Annotated in this window: 20 protein-coding genes; 10 read left to right on the top strand and 10 right to left on the bottom strand. The window is 66.1% G+C overall.

Annotated features, from left to right (window positions below):
* Nucleotides 1-107: 107 nt before the first annotated feature.
* The gene (gene hmgA, locus BLT64_RS23035) at nucleotides 108-1469 is read right to left on the bottom strand and encodes a homogentisate 1,2-dioxygenase (protein ID WP_011747252.1); all 1362 of its coding nucleotides are present in this window, start codon (nucleotides 1467-1469) and stop codon (nucleotides 108-110) included.
* A gap of 142 nt (nucleotides 1470-1611) precedes the next feature.
* Here hmgA and BLT64_RS23030 point away from each other — a divergent pair, with 142 nt between their 5' ends.
* Entirely contained in the window at nucleotides 1612-2043 is a 432-nt protein-coding gene (locus BLT64_RS23030; protein ID WP_011747253.1) for a MarR family winged helix-turn-helix transcriptional regulator, read from the top strand.
* 105 nt (nucleotides 2044-2148) lie between these two features.
* On the opposite strand, the gene BLT64_RS23025 is transcribed toward BLT64_RS23030, so the two are convergent.
* Complete coding sequence (locus BLT64_RS23025) at nucleotides 2149-2349, bottom strand: entericidin A/B family lipoprotein (RefSeq protein WP_074810686.1); 201 nt, start codon at nucleotides 2347-2349, stop codon at nucleotides 2149-2151.
* A gap of 257 nt (nucleotides 2350-2606) precedes the next feature.
* Between BLT64_RS23025 and BLT64_RS23020 the strand changes: the two genes are divergently transcribed.
* Entirely contained in the window at nucleotides 2607-2927 is a 321-nt protein-coding gene (locus tag BLT64_RS23020) for a TraR/DksA family transcriptional regulator (RefSeq protein ID WP_011747255.1), read from the top strand.
* Between the two features lie 9 nt (nucleotides 2928-2936).
* Here the strand turns inward: BLT64_RS23020 and BLT64_RS23015 are convergent, their stop codons facing one another.
* A complete protein-coding gene (locus BLT64_RS23015; protein WP_041529786.1) occupies nucleotides 2937-3080 on the bottom strand; it encodes an entericidin A/B family lipoprotein in 144 nt (47 codons plus the stop codon).
* 448 nt (nucleotides 3081-3528) lie between these two features.
* Entirely contained in the window at nucleotides 3529-4296 is a 768-nt protein-coding gene (locus BLT64_RS23005; RefSeq protein ID WP_011747257.1) for an alpha/beta fold hydrolase, read from the bottom strand.
* 94 nt (nucleotides 4297-4390) lie between these two features.
* Here BLT64_RS23005 and BLT64_RS23000 point away from each other — a divergent pair, with 94 nt between their 5' ends.
* Entirely contained in the window at nucleotides 4391-4750 is a 360-nt protein-coding gene (locus tag BLT64_RS23000) for a hypothetical protein (protein WP_232290490.1), read from the top strand.
* Between the two features lie 450 nt (nucleotides 4751-5200).
* On the opposite strand, the gene glyA is transcribed toward BLT64_RS23000, so the two are convergent.
* Nucleotides 5201-6484, bottom strand: a complete 1284-nt coding sequence (glyA, locus tag BLT64_RS22995; RefSeq protein ID WP_011747259.1) for a serine hydroxymethyltransferase — start codon at nucleotides 6482-6484, stop codon at nucleotides 5201-5203.
* Nucleotides 6485-6627: 143 nt separating this feature from the next.
* On the opposite strand from glyA, the gene BLT64_RS22990 reads away from it, so the two are divergent.
* From BLT64_RS22990 to BLT64_RS22980, 3 genes are all read left to right on the top strand, one after another.
* Nucleotides 6628-7377 (top strand): NAD kinase, encoded by a 750-nt coding sequence (locus BLT64_RS22990; protein WP_011747260.1) that lies wholly within the window; start codon nucleotides 6628-6630, stop codon nucleotides 7375-7377.
* Nucleotides 7378-7443: 66 nt separating this feature from the next.
* Nucleotides 7444-9039, top strand: a complete 1596-nt coding sequence (locus tag BLT64_RS22985; RefSeq protein ID WP_011747261.1) for a peptide chain release factor 3 — start codon at nucleotides 7444-7446, stop codon at nucleotides 9037-9039.
* A 148-nt stretch (nucleotides 9040-9187) separates the two neighbouring features.
* Nucleotides 9188-9688, top strand: a complete 501-nt coding sequence (locus BLT64_RS22980; protein ID WP_011747262.1) for a hypothetical protein — start codon at nucleotides 9188-9190, stop codon at nucleotides 9686-9688.
* A 90-nt stretch (nucleotides 9689-9778) separates the two neighbouring features.
* Here BLT64_RS22980 and BLT64_RS22975 read toward each other — a convergent pair whose 3' ends face one another.
* On the bottom strand, nucleotides 9779-10201 hold the full coding sequence (locus BLT64_RS22975; RefSeq protein WP_011747263.1) for an OsmC family protein: 423 nt from the start codon (nucleotides 10199-10201) through the stop codon (nucleotides 9779-9781).
* A 107-nt stretch (nucleotides 10202-10308) separates the two neighbouring features.
* Here BLT64_RS22975 and BLT64_RS22970 point away from each other — a divergent pair, with 107 nt between their 5' ends.
* Both BLT64_RS22970 and copM read left to right on the top strand, forming a co-directional pair.
* A complete protein-coding gene (locus tag BLT64_RS22970; protein WP_011747264.1) occupies nucleotides 10309-11202 on the top strand; it encodes a DMT family transporter in 894 nt (297 codons plus the stop codon).
* A gap of 69 nt (nucleotides 11203-11271) precedes the next feature.
* On the top strand, nucleotides 11272-11625 hold the full coding sequence (copM, locus tag BLT64_RS22965; RefSeq protein WP_011747265.1) for a CopM family metallochaperone: 354 nt from the start codon (nucleotides 11272-11274) through the stop codon (nucleotides 11623-11625).
* 71 nt (nucleotides 11626-11696) lie between these two features.
* On the opposite strand, the gene BLT64_RS22960 is transcribed toward copM, so the two are convergent.
* Nucleotides 11697-12833 (bottom strand): deoxyguanosinetriphosphate triphosphohydrolase, encoded by a 1137-nt coding sequence (locus BLT64_RS22960; protein WP_011747266.1) that lies wholly within the window; start codon nucleotides 12831-12833, stop codon nucleotides 11697-11699.
* A gap of 75 nt (nucleotides 12834-12908) precedes the next feature.
* Between BLT64_RS22960 and BLT64_RS22955 the strand changes: the two genes are divergently transcribed.
* On the top strand, nucleotides 12909-13244 hold the full coding sequence (locus BLT64_RS22955; protein WP_011747267.1) for a HesB/IscA family protein: 336 nt from the start codon (nucleotides 12909-12911) through the stop codon (nucleotides 13242-13244).
* A 38-nt stretch (nucleotides 13245-13282) separates the two neighbouring features.
* The gene (gene xth, locus BLT64_RS22950) at nucleotides 13283-14068 is read left to right on the top strand and encodes an exodeoxyribonuclease III (RefSeq protein ID WP_011747268.1); all 786 of its coding nucleotides are present in this window, start codon (nucleotides 13283-13285) and stop codon (nucleotides 14066-14068) included.
* Between the two features lie 99 nt (nucleotides 14069-14167).
* On the opposite strand, the gene BLT64_RS22945 is transcribed toward xth, so the two are convergent.
* From BLT64_RS22945 to BLT64_RS22940, 3 genes are read right to left on the bottom strand one after another with little or no spacing between them, the layout of a single operon-like run.
* Nucleotides 14168-14521 (bottom strand): hypothetical protein, encoded by a 354-nt coding sequence (locus tag BLT64_RS22945; protein WP_011747269.1) that lies wholly within the window; start codon nucleotides 14519-14521, stop codon nucleotides 14168-14170.
* A complete protein-coding gene (locus BLT64_RS27020; protein WP_164901602.1) occupies nucleotides 14518-14655 on the bottom strand; it encodes a hypothetical protein in 138 nt (45 codons plus the stop codon). The genes BLT64_RS22945 and BLT64_RS27020 overlap by 4 nt, the downstream gene beginning before the upstream one ends.
* Nucleotides 14652-16508, bottom strand: coding sequence for an extracellular solute-binding protein (locus BLT64_RS22940; RefSeq protein ID WP_011747270.1), 1857 nt, complete (start codon nucleotides 16506-16508; stop codon nucleotides 14652-14654). Before BLT64_RS22940 ends, BLT64_RS27020 begins: the two co-directional genes overlap by 4 nt.
* Between the last annotated feature and the right edge of the window lie 12 nt (nucleotides 16509-16520).

The following is a 16520-nucleotide window of genomic DNA, read 5'->3' as shown; positions in this document are numbered from 1 at the left end:
GGCGCTTTCGAGCCAGGACCGCAATAGAGCCACATCCGGCCTCCTTCTTTCTTGTGCAAATATCCCCGGCTCTCGGCCCTCGGCCCTCGGCCTTCGACCTTGGGGCCTCACTTGACGCCTGGCGTTCCGTCGAACTTCTTCTCGAGCCGGTTCCAGACTTCGATATAGTCCTTCTGCATCGGGGCCTCGCGCGCAGCGAATTCGGTGAGGTGCTGGGGAAAGCGGGTCTCGAACATGAAGCTCATGGTCTCCTCCAGCTTCTCGGGCTTCAGATCGGCGTTGCTGGCGCCCTCGAAGGCGTCGCGGTCCGGGCCGTGCGGCAGCATGCAATTGTGCAGGCTGATGCCGCCCGGCGCAAAGCCCTGCGGCTTGGCGTCGTAGATGCCGTAGATGTTGCCCATCAGCTCGGACATGATGTTCTTGTGATACCAGGGCGGGCGGAAGCTGTGCTCGGCCACCATCCAGCGCTCGCGGAACAGCACGAAGTCGATATTCGCCGTGCCCTCCTGGCCCGAGGGCGCGGTCAGCACGGTGAAGATCGACGGGTCGGGATGGTCGAACAGGATCGCGCCCACCGGCGAATAGGTGCGCAGGTCGTATTTGTAGGGGCAGTAATTCCCGTGCCAGGCCACCACGTCCAGCGGGCTGTGGTCGATCCAGGTCTCGTGGAACCGGCCGCACCACTTGATCACCACGCGCGAGCGCGCCTCGCGGTCCTCGAAGGCGGCGACCGGGCATTTGAAGTCGCGCGGATTGGCCAGGCAATTGGCGCCGATCGGGCCGCGGCCCGGCAGGTCGAACTTCTGGCCGTAATTCTCGCAGACGAAGCCGCGGGCCGGGCCCTCCAGCACCTCGACGCGGTAGACCAGGCCGCGCGGCAGGATGGCGATTTCCCGCGGCTCCAGGTCGATCACCCCCAGCTCGGTGCAGAAGCGCAGCCGGCCCTCTTGCGGGACCACCAGCAACTCGCTGTCGGCCGAGAAGAAATATTCGTCCTGCATCGAGCGGGTGACCAGGTAGACATGCGACGCCATGCCGACCTGGATGTTCACGTCGCCGGCCGTGGTCATGCTGCGCATGCCGGTGATCCAGGTCAGCTCCTCCTCCGGGACCGGGATCGGGTCCCAGCGATACTGGCCCAGGCTGACGATGTCGTCGCGCAGGTTCGGCGCCGTCTTCCAATGCGGCAGATCGATCGCCGCGAAATCGCCGGTATGGCGGACCGAGGGCCGGATGCGATAGCACCAGGTCCGCTCGTTCTGGCCGCGCGGCGCGGTGAAGGCGGTGCCCGACAGCTGCTCGGCATAAAGCCCGTATTCGCATTTCTGCGGGCTGTTCTGGCCCTGCGGCAGGGCGCCGGGCAGCGCCTCGGTCTCGAAATCGTTGCCGAAGCCGGGCATGTAGCCCGGATGCGTGCCGGTGGCGACGGCGGCGCGGGTCATGCCGGGGGGCAGGTCGTGCTGGGTCATGGGGCTCCTCCCTGCGGTGTCATTGCAGTTGCAACGATTATGTCATTGCGATGGCAACGATGTCAATGCGGATCTGCATCCGGGCCGATCTTTATTGCAGGCGCAACGGCTTTCTGCTGTTCTGCCGGCCAAGGAGAAGCGCATGTCATTCGATCTGGACCGGTTCCTGCCCTATCGCCTGTCCGTGGCGGCCGCGCGGCTGAGCCGCCGCTTTGCCGCGCTTTACGAGGCCGAAGCGGGGCTGAGCACGCCCGAATGGCGGGTTCTGGCGCATCTGGCCCATTCCGGCGCGGTGAGCGTGCGCGACATCACGGCGCGGGTGCATCTGGACAAGTCGATGGTCAGCCGCGCCGCCTCGCGGCTGCAAGAGGCGGGGCTGGTGCGGAAATCGGGCAACGCGGCCGACCGCCGGCTGGTCGCGCTGGAGCTGACGCCTGCGGGCCGGGCGCTGATGGCGCGGCTCGGCCGCATCGCCGAGGCCTTCCAGGCGGACCTGCTGGCCGAGCTGGGACCGGAGGCCGAAGCCCTCGACCGCGCCCTCGCCAAAATCGACCAAAGGGAAAACCGCGACTAAACAGGGCGAACAGCCGGCCCAGGGCGGGGGAACGGGCGAGGACGGATGCCATGCTCTGTCCTCACCGAAAAAGATCGGCGCAGCGCCTGGTCCGGCGCTATCTGCTCAATAAGGTGCCGGCGCCCCCGCCGGCGGCGCATAGGGGTCGACGGGTGCCACAGGGGCCGCCTGTCCCATTTGCACCTGGCTGTTTGCGGCCTGATCGCTCAGCAATTGCCCGGCGGTCTGCATGTCGCGTCCCGCGCCCTGCATCGTCTCGCAGCCAGCGACCGCCGTCGCTGCCAGACACAGGCCGATCGTCACCATCCGACGCATGCTCTTTCCTTTCGTTTTTCTGCTCGATTGGCGGCAAAGCCTAAACCAGCCTGCAAGCCGCTCAAGCCGGAGACGCGCCGCTGCATCGCCGATCGGCAAGGAATTTCCCGAAACGAAGAGGATGCCGGCGGATCTCGGCCGATTGCGCGGAAAGGGGACTGCCAAAAATGCCGTGACAAATTGACGCAAATCAAATGCAGCACCGTCCAGGCGTGTCAGAAATTGCGACAGCTTACAGGAGAAAATCCATGGATCCGGTTGCCCGCAAGGCCCTGCTGACAGCGCGTCGCCAGGCCCTTCTTGTCGATCTGGCCAACATTCGGGACCAGCTTGACGATCCCTTGCCCCAGGACTGGGACGATGCGGCCATCGAGCAGGAAGACGACGAGGTTCTCCAGGCTCTCGGTCATGCCCACCAAGCCGAACTGAACCGGATCGACGCTGCCCTCAGGCGCATCGACAGTGGCGATTACGGCTTTTGCGCCGGTTGCGGGGATGTCATCCTGCCGGCCCGGCTGGATTTGCTGCCCGACACGCCGCTTTGCGCGCATTGCGCCGCGGGGGCGTGATTTTCCGGCCTACATGCCTGCCTGGGCTTCCTGGCTTTCCCGACTGATCGCCTGTCCTGCGCTTTGCAGGTCGTGCCCGGCGCCTTGCACCGTCTGGCAGGCCGCCAGGGTCAGCAGTGCGAGTAAGGGCGAAACCCGAAGAATCCGACGCATATTCAATCTCCTGCAAGGGTTTTGGTTTCGGGGGTCAACGCTTGCGTCGGGTCGTGGTTCCCAGACGTCAAGGGTTTCTTAACCGATGGCGGCTAGACAGGCGGCATGCCTGTGATTCTGCTGCTTGTCCTGTTCCTTTCAGCCTGTGCCTCGCCTGCGCCGCAGTTTTTCGGTGCGGTGCGGCACGACATCACGCTGGAGGGGATTCGTTTCGTCGTCCTCCACGATGGTTCCCGGGCCGAGGTGATCCGTCTTGGCTATCTCGGCCGGCGGGCGCGTGCGCCGGTGCCCGACTTGATGGCGATCGCCGCCGAACGGACGACCGGCTGCACGGTGATTGCAAACAGCCTGCGCAGCCGCATCCCCGGCGATACCGGAGAGGCGCGGCTGTCGCTGCGCTGTCCTGCGGGCCGGGGCGGCCTGACCGCTCCCCGCCGGCACAGTCGGATCAGCCGAGGAATGCGGCCACCACTTCGGCGACCTCGGCCGGGCGATCGGCATGCAGCCAATGTCCCGCGCCGGGGATGACGCGGATCTCGGCCTGGGGGAAATGCTCGCGGATCGCCTCGACCTGCGGTTTGCGGCAATAGTCGGAGTCTTCTCCGGCCAGGAACAGCACGGGGCCGGCAAAGCTGCCCTTGGGCGTCTCCGGCCAGCCGACCAGTTGGGGCATCTGGTCGCGCAACGCGGTCAGGTTGAACTTCCAGCGCGGCGGATCGGCCTTCAGGTCCAGCGATTGCAGCAGAAAGGCGCGCACGCCCGGATCGGCGACATGTTCGGCCAGCCGCGCGTCGGCTTCCGAGCGCAGGCGAAGGCCGGCAAGGTCCACGGCCTCCATCGCGTCGATATGGCTGCTCTGGCTATGGCCATAGGCATAGGGCGCGATGTCCATGACCACGAGACGGCGCACCGTTTCCGGCCGCGTCAGCGCCAAGGTCATCGCTGCCTTGCCGCCCATCGAATGGCCCAGCACATCGGCCCGGCCGCCTTCTGCGGCGATCACCTCGGCCAGATCGCCGGCCAGCGCCGCATAGCTGTGATCGGGGTCGTGGAAGCTGTCGCCATGGTTGCGCATGTCGACCGAGATCACGCGCCGGCTTTCGCCCAGCCGCCGGGCGAGGCCGCCCAGATTGCGTCCCGACCCGAACAGCCCATGCGCCAGCAAAACCGGCGGCTGACCCGAATCTGTTCCTGTCACGTTCATGTTCAGCATCATGGGTGCAACCTAGCGGCACTGGCGAAGCGGCGCCAGAGGCGCTAGCCTTGGCGAAAACGGGATGAGGGCGATGGGCATCGAAAGGATCAGGCCGATGGCCGACGAGGTGGCCAGCCTGATGGCGGCGCGTTTTGGCGGTTTGCGGCGCGGCCAGCAGGCCGATCTGGAAAGCATGTTGCGCAAGCGCGGCGGGGCGTTGCCGCGGCGGCTGCGACGCGAGGCGCGCATCCTGGCCGAGGCCGACCGCAAGGCCGGCCAGCCGAAACTGGCCCGCCAGGTGGATTTCGCGCAGCTGGACCATGCATACAAGGCGCTGACGGCCTATCTGCGCCCGCTGGGGCAGGGGATGCGGTTGCGGGGCGGGGCGGCCGGTATCGCGGCAAGCGTGCTGTTCGGCCTGCTGCTGCTGGCGGCCGTCGCCATCTGGATCATGATGCGGCGCGGATTGATCTGAAAGGCAGTCACGGGGATGCACCGTGCCGGAGCCAACTGGTGCCGTGCATTCCAGAAAATCGCGGCAGCCGGTTCCGTCGTGATGTGAGCCGGGCATCGGAACAGCGTCCATACCCGTGCCGGACCGACGGAGTGTTTGGCGGCTGGAGGGGCGCAGCGGTCGAGCTTGCCGAAAGCGGCGGCGAGAAGAGAATTTCTTTGGATCAATAGGTTCCGAGGAACTGTCCCGGGATGCGGCCATCATGGAATTGCACCCGCGACGGCCGGAATCGCCGGAATATCGGTGCCGCGGGCCGTTCGGAGCGGTCGCGCTTCGACCTGCACCTGACTCCTCACGCCAAGCTCTGAGCAGAGCCGCAACGGCTGGTTCTGCTTGTCTCAAGGCACCGCCCGAAGCGTCGGGCAGGATGGTGGGCGGCGCGGATCCGGCCGGACCCGCACCGCGCCGGGATTACAGGCCGTTATAGAGCGGGAAGCGGGCGCAAAGCGCCTCGACCTCGGCCTTGACGCGGGCCTCGACCTCGGCATTGCCTTCCTCGCCATTGGCGGCAAGGCCGTCGACGACCTCGACGATCCAGCGGGCGATCTGGCGGAATTCGTCCTCCTTGAAGCCGCGGGTGGTGCCGGCGGGGGCGCCCAGGCGGATGCCCGAGGTCACGAAGGGCTTTTCGGGGTCGAAGGGCACGCCGTTCTTGTTGCAGGTGATATGGGCGCGACCCAGCGCCGCCTCGGTCGCCTTGCCGGTCACGCCTTTCGGGCGCAGGTCGGCCAGGCAGAGGTGGTTGTCGGTGCCGCCCGAGACGATGTCGATGCCGCCCTTCATCAGCTCGTCCGCCATGGCACGCGCATTGGCGACGACTTGCGCGGCATAGTCCTTGAAGTCGGGACGCAGTGCCTCGCCGAAGGCCACGGCCTTGGCGGCGATGACATGCATCAGCGGGCCGCCCTGAAGGCCGGGGAAGACGGCCGAGTTGATCTTTTTCGCGATGTCGGCGTCGTTGGTCAGCACCATGCCCCCGCGCGGGCCGCGCAGCGACTTGTGGGTGGTGGTGGTCACGACATGGGCATTCGGCAGCGGCGAGGGATGCTGGCCGCCGGCCACCAGGCCCGCGATATGGGCCATGTCCACCATCAGCCAGGCGCCGACCTCATCCGCGATCTTGCGGAATTCGGCCCAGTCCCAGACGCGCGAATAGGCGGTGCCGCCGGCCAGGATCAGCTTGGGCTTGTGCTCATGCGCCTTCTTTCGGATCTCGTCCATGTCCAGCAGCTGGTCCTGCTGGCGCACGCCGTAGCTGACGACGTTGAACCATTTGCCCGACATGTTCACCGGCGAGCCGTGCGTCAGGTGCCCGCCCGAGTTCAGGTCCAGCCCCATGAAGGTATCGCCCGGCTGCAGCAGCGCCAGGAACACCGCCTGGTTCATCTGGCTGCCCGAGTTCGGCTGGACGTTGGCGAATTCGCAGCCGAACAGCTGCTTGGCACGCTCGATCGCCAGTTCCTCGACGATGTCGACATATTGGCAGCCGCCGTAATAGCGTTTGCCCGGATAGCCCTCGGCATATTTGTTGGTCAGCACCGAGCCCTGCGCTTCCAGCACGGCCCTGGAGACGATGTTTTCCGATGCGATCAGCTCGATCTCGTCGCGCTGGCGGCCGAGTTCCTTGCGGATGGCGCCGAAAATGTCGGGGTCGCGGCTGTCCAGCGTCTCGGTGAAGAATCCGGTGTCGGTCATCTGGTCCTCATGCAAAAAGCGGCTTGCCGGCCTTCTAGCGCCTTTCCTCGCGCCCCGCTAGGACGGATGCGACGCCTTGGCGGTAGATCTTCCATGCGTTCACTGGGACTTGCTTCCGTTCGGCGGCTGGCCATGATGGCCGCATGAAGATGCATTTCATCGCCTCAAGCACCGAAACCGCCGTGACGGCCGCAGAATCGCTGTCCGCGCGCTACGGCCATGTGCCGATCCGCGAGGCCGAGGTGATCGTGGCGCTGGGGGGCGACGGGCTGATGCTGAGCGTCATGCACCAGAATCGCGGCCTGCCGGTCTATGGCATGAACCGGGGCACCGTGGGCTTCCTGATGAACGCCTATTCCGAGGACGACCTGCCCGCCCGCATCCGTGCGGCCGAGGAAACCGTGGTCAATCCGCTGGCCATGACCGCCGGCACCACCGACGGGCACGAGCATTGCGCGCTGGCCATCAACGAGGTCAGCATGCTGCGCGCCGGCCCGCAGGCGGCGCGGCTGCGCATCAGCGTGAACGGCCGCGTGCGGATGGAGGAGCTGATCTGCGACGGCATGCTGCTGTCAACTCCGGCCGGTTCGACCGCCTATAACTATTCGGCGAACGGGCCGATCCTGCCCCTGGGCTCGGACGTGCTGGCGCTGACCGCCATCGCGCCGTTCCGGCCGCGGCGCTGGCGCGGCGCGATCCTGCCCAAGTCGGCGACGGTGCGCATCGACGTGCTCGACCCCGACAAGCGCCCGGTGATGGCCGATGCCGATTCGCGGGGCGTCGATTCGGTGCTCTGGGTCGAGATCCGCTCCGAGAACTCCATCCGCCATTGCCTGCTCTTCGACCCCGGCCACGGGCTCGAGGAACGGCTGATCCGCGAACAATTCGTCTGAGGCCCGATTCCATTCGAGCCTCGATTCCATTTGAGACTGCGCGCGGCGCGCGCTAAAGGGCCGGGCATGATGAACCGTCCCGATCTTCCGCCCGAAATCGCCCGCCGCCGCACCTTTGCGATCATCTCGCACCCGGATGCGGGCAAGACCACGCTGACCGAGAAGTTCCTGCTGTTCGGGGGCGCGATCCAGATGGCCGGGCAGGTCCGCGCCAAGGGTGAGGCGCGGCGCACGCGCTCGGACTTCATGAAGATGGAGCAGGACCGGGGGATTTCGGTCTCCGCCTCGGCCATGAGCTTCGATTTCGGGCAATACCGCTTCAACCTGGTGGACACGCCCGGCCACAGCGATTTCTCCGAGGACACCTATCGCACGCTGACGGCGGTGGACGCGGCGATCATGGTCATCGACGGCGCCAAGGGCGTCGAGAGCCAGACCCGCAAGCTGTTCGAGGTCTGCCGGCTGCGCGACCTGCCGATCCTGACCTTCTGCAACAAGATGGACCGCGAAAGCCGCGACACGTTCGAGATCATCGACGAGATCCAGGAGAACCTGGCCATCGACGTGGCGCCGGTCAGCTGGCCCATCGGCATGGGCCGCGACTTCATCGGTGTCTATGACCTGCTGGGTGACCGGCTGGAGATCATGGACCGCGCCGACCGCAACAAGGTGGCCGAGTCGATCCGCATTTCCGGCCTGGACGATCCCAAGCTGGCCGAGCACATCCCCGCCGACCTGCTGGAAAAGCTGCGCGAAGAACTGGAAATGGCGCGCGAATTGCTGCCTGCCTTCGACCGCAAGTCCTTCCTGGAAGGGCACATGACGCCGATCTGGTTCGGCTCTGCGATCAACAGCTTCGGCGTCAAGGAGTTGATGACCGGCATCGGCGAGTTCGGTCCCCAGCCGCAGCCGCAGAGCGCCGCCGAGCGCCAGATCGCGCCCGAGGAAAAGCCGGTGACCGGCTTCGTCTTCAAGGTCCAGGCCAACATGGATCCCAAGCATCGCGACCGGGTGGCCTTTGTCCGTCTTGCCTCGGGACATTTCGAGCGGGGAATGAAGCTGCTGCATGTCCGGTCGAAGAAACCGATGGCGGTGTCGAATCCGGTGCTGTTCCTGGCCGCCGACCGCGAACTGGCCGAGGAGGCATGGGCGGGCGACATCATCGGCATTCCCAACCACGGCCAGCTGCGCATCGGCGACGCGCTGACCGAGGGCGAGGCGCTGCGCTTCACCGGCATCCCCTCCTTTGCGCCCGAGCTTCTGCAGACCGTGCGCGCGGGCGACCCGATGAAGGCCAAGCATCTGGAAAAGGCACTGATGCAATTCGCCGAAGAAGGCGCCGCCAAGGTGTTCAAGCCGATGATCGGCTCGGGCTTCATCGTCGGCGTGGTGGGTGCGCTGCAATTCGAGGTGCTGGCCAGCCGCATCGAGCTGGAATACGGCCTGCCGGTGCGTTTCGAATCCTCGCAATTCACCAGCGCACGCTGGGTTTCGGGTCCGAAGGACAAGGTCGACACCTTTGCCAATACGAACAAGGGTCATATGGCGCAGGACCATGACGGCGATCTGGTCTATCTCACGCGTCTGCAATGGGACATCGACCGCGTCGAGCGCGACCATCCCGAGCTGAAGCTGACGGCGACGAAAGAGATGATGGTGTAAACCTTTATCGCCAAAGATCGGTGGTGCGCCCGGAAGGGGCCGGGCTTTCTCAATGGGCATTTTGCCGAGTTCCGGCACTTTCGCCGCGGCTTGTATGTCGCGCCAATCCGCTATTATGTCTGTTTTATTTAATCAGTGAGGTCGTTTCATGTATCGCAATCGCTTGCTTGCCGGATTTGCGCTGACCCTGATGCTGGCGGCTTGCGGCGAAGCGCCGACCGCTACGCCTTCGCCCGCAGCGGCGCGGGTGGATACCAGCACGATGAGTCTTGCCGCCCAACGCTTCGATCAGTTCTGCATCGCCAGTATTGGCGGCAAACCGGATGGCGTGGATCTTGCCAATGCTTATTACAAGGCGAGCCCGATTCCGCCGCTCGGCACGCTCAAGGTCAGCATTGGCATGAAGGCCGAAGACATCGGCGTTCAATTCGATACGCGCCGCAACGGCTGCATGGTGACCTCGTCGCAAGGCAAGGCGCCGAACGGCAAGGCGGAGCTCAGGGCACTTGCCGACGCTTACGCTGCCCGAAACGGCGGCACGGTCCAGGCACATTCCGACGCGGTGATTACGGTCAAGACACCGGCACGTTCGGCAAAGTTCCAGTTCTGGGACTCAAGGGGCGGCCTGTCCTTCCTGGTCGAGTCGTAAGGGGGAAGGTCGAGAACGGTAGCGGCATTCCGCAAGGGCCGATGATCGGTGCCATGCGGCGCACAGCCGCGCCGCATGGCATGGCCGCTCTTACCCCACCGTCACGTCCATCGTCACCTCGGCATTCAGCACCTTGCTGACCGGGCAGCCCTTTTCGGCCTTGCGGGCGCATTCCTCGATCACCGCCTTGTCGCCGTCGCCCCAGACCCTGGTGTTCAGATGCGCCGTCTTGATGGCAAAGCCGTCGCCCTCCTTGGCCAGCCCGATTTCCGAGGTGGTCTCGATGCGGACATTGCCGATCCCCGCCTCCTGCAGGATCGCCGACAGCGCCATGCTGAAACAGGCGGCATGGGCCGCGCCGATCAGTTCCTCGGGGTTGGTGCCGGGCAGGCCCTCGAAGCGAGTGTTGAAGCCATAGGGCTGGTTGCTCAGTGCCCCGGACTTGGTGGAAAGCGCGCCCTTGCCGTCCTTGAGCCCGCCTTCCCATTTCGCCGAACCGGAATTCACGATCATCGCCGTTCTCCTTTTCTGCCGTGACCTGCCGGCTGAACGCGCGATCCCTTGCGCGGGTTCAATCGCCGGCCTATCCCGCATGGGGAACGAGGGGAGAGAGGGCGCGGATGCCGGTGCATGAACTCGCCGCATTGGGCGCGGCGGCCTGCTGGGCGATCACCGGCATCCTGTCGCAATCGGCGGCGCAGGCGCTGGGGCCCTTTGGCTTCAACCGGCTGCGCCAGGCCATGGTCGCGGTCATGCTGGCGGCGATCGTGATCGCCACCGGCCGCTGGCAGGGCATCTCGGCCGAGGACCTGTGGCGGCTGTCGCTCTCGGGCGTGATCGGCATCTTTCTGGGCGATACGCTGCTTTACGTGGCGCTGATCCGGCTGGGGCCAAGGCGCTCGGGGGCGTTGTTCGCGCTGAACGCGCCCATGGCCGCGCTGATGGGCTGGCTGGCGCTGGGCGAAGAGCTTTCGCTGCCGGCCGTGCTGGGCGTCGCGCTTTCGACGGCGGGCGTCGCCATGGCGGTGCTGGGCCGGGCCGGGCGCTCGGGCGGGCATCGTTTCGAGGCGGTGCAGGGCTCGGTCTGGATCGCCTCGGGCTTCGGGCTGATGGCGGCGGCGGGGCAGGCGCTGGGGTCGCTGATCGCGCGGCCGGTGATGGCTGCGGGCTTCGACCCCTATGTCGCCTCGCTGGTGCGGGTGGGCGTGGCGGTGGCCTGCCTGATCCTGCTGATGGCGCTGCCGCTCCGCGCGGTCCAGCCACTGGGCCGGCCCACGCCGCGCGTGATGGTGCTGACGGCGCTTTCCGGCCTGATCGCCATGGTCACCGGCATGACGCTGCTGATGTTCGCGCTGCAAGGCGGCAAGGTCGGTATCGTCTCGACGCTTTCGGCGCTGTCGCCGGTGCTGATCCTGCCGGTGCTCTGGGCGATGACCGGGGCGCGGCCCTCGGCGACCTCATGGGCGGGGGCGCTGATCGCGGTGGCGGGCATGGCGCTGCTCTTCTTGCGCTGACGGGTTTGTCATTTGCCGCCGGTGCCTTGCCGCGCTTCTCTCTGCGCATCGTCACGACAGGAGAAAACCATGCGTCTTGCCACATTCGCCCTTGCCGCGCTGATCGCCTTGCCGGCGGCCGCCCAGGATCATTCGGCCATGGATCATGCGGGACATGGCGACAGCCCCTCGACCGCCGGCTACCAGCAGGCCATGGAGCGGATGCATGAGGACATGATGATCGACTACAGCGGCGATGCCGATGTCGACTTCATGCGCGGCATGATCCCGCATCACCAGGGCGCCATCGACATGGCCAGGGTCGCGCTGGAGCACGGCAAGGACCCGGAGGTCCGCAAGCTGGCCGAAGAGGTCATCAAGGCCCAAGAGGCCGAGATCGAGATGATGCAGCAATGGCTGGAACAGCACGACAAGGCCGAATAGCCCGTCCTTCCTGCTCAAGATGGCCGGTCCGGCCCTGAGGGGTGGGACCGGCCGGGCTAAGGCCCTTGCCCTCAGCCCAGCAGGCGCTGCGCTTCCTGGATGGCAAAGCGGTCGGTCATGCCGGCGACGTAATCCAGCACCACCCGGGCGCGCCCGGTCTCGTCCCCCGCGGCCTCGGCGGCCTGGAACCAGGTCCGCGGCATCTTCGAGGGGTCGTCCAGGAACAGCGGGAACAGCCCGTTCAGCATCTCGGTCACCCGCCGCCGCTCGACCACCACCGAGGGCGCGCGATACATGCGCTGGAACAGGAACAGCTTGATCGCCTTGAGGTTCTGGTAGAGCGGCTTGGAAAAGCGGATGATCGGCCCTTCCATGTCGCGAATCTCCTGCACGTTTTGCGGCTGCAGGCTGGCCAGCCGGTTCTGCGCCACTGCGATCACATCCTCGACCATGACGCCAAAGACCCGGCGCAGCGCCTCGTGCCGGCGTCGCATCGGCTCCAGCCCCGGGTGCAGCGCATCGACGCGGGCAAGAGCCTCGCCGACGACGGGCAGTTCCGCCAGGTCCGCCTCGGTGAACAGCCCCGCGCGCAGCCCGTCATGCAGGTCGTGATGGTTATAGGCCACGTCGTCGGCCACGGCCGCGACCTGCGCCTCGGCGCTGGCATTGGTATGCAGCTCCAGATCCCATTCCGCATTCACCTCGGCCAAGGCATAGGGCAGATCGCCCGTCACCGGCCCGTTATGCTTGGCGATCCCTTCCAGGCTTTCCCAGGTCAGGTTCAGCCCGTCGAAATCGGCGTAATGCCGTTCCAGCCGGGTGACGATGCGCAGCGCCTGGGCATTGTGGTCGAAGCCGCCATAGGGCGCCATCAGCGCCGCCAACGCATCCTCCCCGGTATGGCCGAAGGGCGGGTGGCCCAGGTCATGCGCCAGCGCCACCGTCTCGGCCAGGTCGGTGTTCAGCCCCAGCGCGCCGGCGATGGTGCGGGCGACCTGCGCCACCTCGATCGTATGGGTCAGGCGGGTGCGGTAATAATCCCCCTCATGCTCGACGAAGACCTGGGTCTTGTGCTTGAGCCGGCGAAAGGCGCTGGAATGGATGATGCGGTCGCGGTCGCGCTGCCAGGGGCTGCGAAAGGTGGACATGCGCTCGGGCCAGCGGCGGCCGCGGCTTTCTTCGGGCTGGCAGGCATAGGGTGCCGTCATCTGGTCCTGCATTCCTTGCGAGGGTTCGGGCCAGAGCCTATATTCCAGACCGAAAGACGGAAACGGGAACGCCCCATGAACACAGGTCTGAACCTGCCTCCCAAGGTCACCGAACGCGCCTTCGCGCGCCTGGCCGAGATCAATGGCGACGGCCCCACCCGGCCCTTGCGGGTCGCGGTCGCGGGCGGCGGCTGCTCGGGCTTCCAGTATGACATCCGGCTGGACGAGGCGGCCGAGGACGATCTGGTGCTCAGCGGCGCCGGCCAAAGCGTCGTGGTCGATCCGGTTTCGCTGCCCTTCCTCGCCGGCGCGACCATCGACTTCGCCGACGAGTTGATCGGGGCCCGCTTCACCATCGACAACCCCAATGCCAGTTCGTCCTGCGGCTGCGGCACGTCGTTTTCGATCTGATCTGGCCTCGGCGCGCAGGGCCGGCTAGTCTCGCGCGCATGAAGATCGCGACATTCAACATCAACGGCGTCCGCGCCCGCATCGAGACCCTGACCGGCTGGCTGTCCGAGGCCCAGCCCGACGTCGTGGTCCTGCAAGAGATCAAGGCCCAGGACGAGGGCTTCCCGCGCGAACCCATCGCCGACCTGGGCTACAATATCGAAACCCACGGGCAAAAGGGCTTCAACGGCGTCGCCATCCTGTCGAAGCTGCCGCTGGAGGATGTCAGCCGCGGCCTGCCGGGCGACGAGACGGACGAACAGGCCCGCTATATCGAGGCGACCGTGGTCGGCCACCGTGCGGTGCGCATCGCGGGGCTCTATTTGCCGAACGGCAACCCGCAGCCGGGGCCGAAATTCGACTACAAGCTGGCCTGGATGGAGCGGTTGCGCGCGCGGGCCAAGGCGCTGCTGGCGACCGAGATGCCGGTGGCGATGATGGGCGACTACAACGTCATTCCCGAATCCCGCGACGCCGCCTTTCCAGAAAAATGGCTGGACGACGCGCTGTTCCAGCCCGAAAGCCGCGCCGCGCTGCGCCGCATCCTGTTCGACGGCTGGGCCGATGCGGTGCGCCTGCGCCATCCGGGCAGCACGCGCGGCCCCTTCACCTTCTGGGACTATCAGGCGGGGGCCTGGCAAAGGGACAATGGCATCCGCATCGACCATGTGCTGCTGTCGCCCCAAGCCGCCGACCTGCTCATCGATGTCGGCATCGACCGCGACGAACGCGCCAAGGACAAGCCCAGCGACCACGTCCCGGTCTGGGTCGACCTGGACGCCTGACGCGTCTTTCCGTTTGGAAAATACCCCGGGGGACGCCTTTCCGGCCCCGTCCAGGGGGTGGAAAGGCGGGGGGCGGAGCCCCCTTGGGCCGCTTCCCCGTCAGGTCGGATCGTTCAGGTCGCCGTCGCCCCTGATCTCGTCGTCGTCGCCGAAACGGGCATCGTCGTCGTATTCGTCCTCGCCCTCGCCGACATATTTCGCCGACAGCGCGATCGAGTGGTTGTCGTGGATCGGATCCATGACGATGTCCGAGGGGATCTCGCCCGCCAGCCATTCGCGGATCTCGTCCTTGGTCTCGTCGATCTCCTGCCCGGTGACTTCGGCGATATAGGCGATGAAGGCGCGCTTGTCGCCGTCGATCTCCTCCAGCTCGCTCTCATCGGCCGCCGGCCATTTCTCGAGGATGGCCTCGAAGAAGGCGGGCCAGTTGTCGCGGACGTGAACCCATTTCATCGGTAGCCTCCTCCGCCCAAACCGCCCTGCACCATGCGCGAAGCGCCGGAGATATCCTCGCCCACGCCGGCCACGGTATTGCACGCGGTCAGCGCAAGAACGGTCAGGACGATTGCGATCCGACTGAATTTCATTCTCTTTCCTCCTGCCACCAGGTTTCTGGCATGAAGCCGGGCCAGTCACCGTAAAGCGGCGTGTTTTCAGGATAATCCAGGTCGGCGCGATGGGCCAAGCGGGAAATCCGTGAATAGCTGACCGGGATGACATAGCGTCCGGCGGTTAAGATCCGGTCAAGGGCCCTGACCGCGGCGACGAAACCCTCATGCGTGCGGGCCTGGCCCATCTCGGCGATCATCGCCTCGGCGGCGGGGCTGTCCATGCCCATCCAGTTGCGGCTGCCCGGCTTGGACACGCCCTCGCGCCCCCAATAAAGCCGCTGCTCGTTGCCCGGCGACAGCGACAAGCCGCGCTCATACCAGGTCATGTCGAACTGGTAGTTGTTCGTCCGCTCGACATATTGCGCCGCATCGAGCAGCGTCACCGTGGGCCGGATGCCGAGGTTGCGCAGCGATTGCACGAAGATGTCGACGATCTGCCGCATCTCGGCGCTGGTGCGCATGGCGCTGCCCGACTGGTTCAGCAGGATCTCGAAGCTGAAGGGGCGGCCATCGGCATCGCGCAACTCGCCCCCCTGCACGGTCCAGCCGGCCTCGCCCAGCAGGTCCAGCGCGGCGCGGATGCCCTTGCGGTCGATGGCCCGCTCGCCGCCCTCGGGCAGGGCATAGCCCTCGACGGTGCCGGGCGGCAGCTCCGCCGCGAAGGGCGCGAGCAATTCGGCCTCGCGCCCGGTGGCCGCGCCGGGCTGCATCGCAAGTTCGGAATTGGCGAAATAGCTGGTGATGCGGGGATCCTTGCCGCCGGTCAGCGTCATGTTGATGAAGCGATAGTTGAAGGCCTCGATCATCGCCTGCCGCACCCGCCAGTCGGCGAACAGCGGATTGCGGGTGTTCATCACCATCCCCATGATCCCCGAGGGGCGGCCATGCGCGATCTCGGATTTCACCATCCGGCCTTCGCGCATGGCGGGGAAATCGAAGTCGCGGTCCCAGCGCGCCGCGACCAGTTCGCGCCAGACATCGATCTCGCCGGCCTTGAAGGCTTCGAACATGGCCGAGGCATCGCCGAAGTAATCATAGCGGATCACGTCGAAATTATGCATGCCCCGGGTCACGCCCAGGTCGCGCCCCCAATAGTCCGGGTTGCGGCGAAAGGTGATCGCCCGACCCGGATCGACCCTGTCGATCACATAGGGCCCCGAGCCAATGGGAACCATCAGGCTGGACCGGCTGAAATCGCGCCCGTCCCATTGCGCCTTCTTCAGTATCGGCCGCATGCCCATCAGCATCGACAGCTCGCGGTCGGCGGTGTTGAAGGTGAAGCGGACCGAGCGCGGGCCGGTCTGCTCCATCTTCTCGACCTTGGACCAGACGGTGGTATAGCGCGGATGGCCCTTGGTCCCCAGCACCTCATAGGACCACATCACGTCCTCGACGGTGACGGGGGTGCCGTCCGAAAAGCGCGCCTCGGGGCGCAGGGTGAACTCGACCCAGCTGCGATCCGCATCGGTCTCGACGCTTTCGGCCAGCAGGCCGTAAAGCGTGAAGGGCTCGTCGATCGAGCGGGCCATCAGCGACTCGGTCACAAGTCCCGGCTGGGTAAAGATCGGCCAGACCGGGTTGCCCATCAGGATCCAGGGGTTGAGCGAATCGAAGGTGCCCGTCTCGGCCAGGCGAATCGTGCCGCCCTTGGGTGCGTCGGGATTGGCATAGGGCAGGTGGGAGAAGCCGGGCGGCAGCGCAGGTTCTCCATACATTGCAATGGCATGCATGGGTTCGGCGGGGCTTGCCAGCGGCATGGATGCAACACACATGCACAGCGCGATTCGCCGCCAGATCGCGGATTCGTTAGCAAACTTGAAGAATCGCATGCTCGATTGCCC

The organism is Paracoccus denitrificans, from assembly GCF_900100045.1.
In the GTDB taxonomy this organism is placed as follows: Bacteria; Pseudomonadota; Alphaproteobacteria; order Rhodobacterales; family Rhodobacteraceae; genus Paracoccus; species Paracoccus denitrificans.
This window is presented reverse-complemented; position numbering and strand designations above follow the sequence as displayed.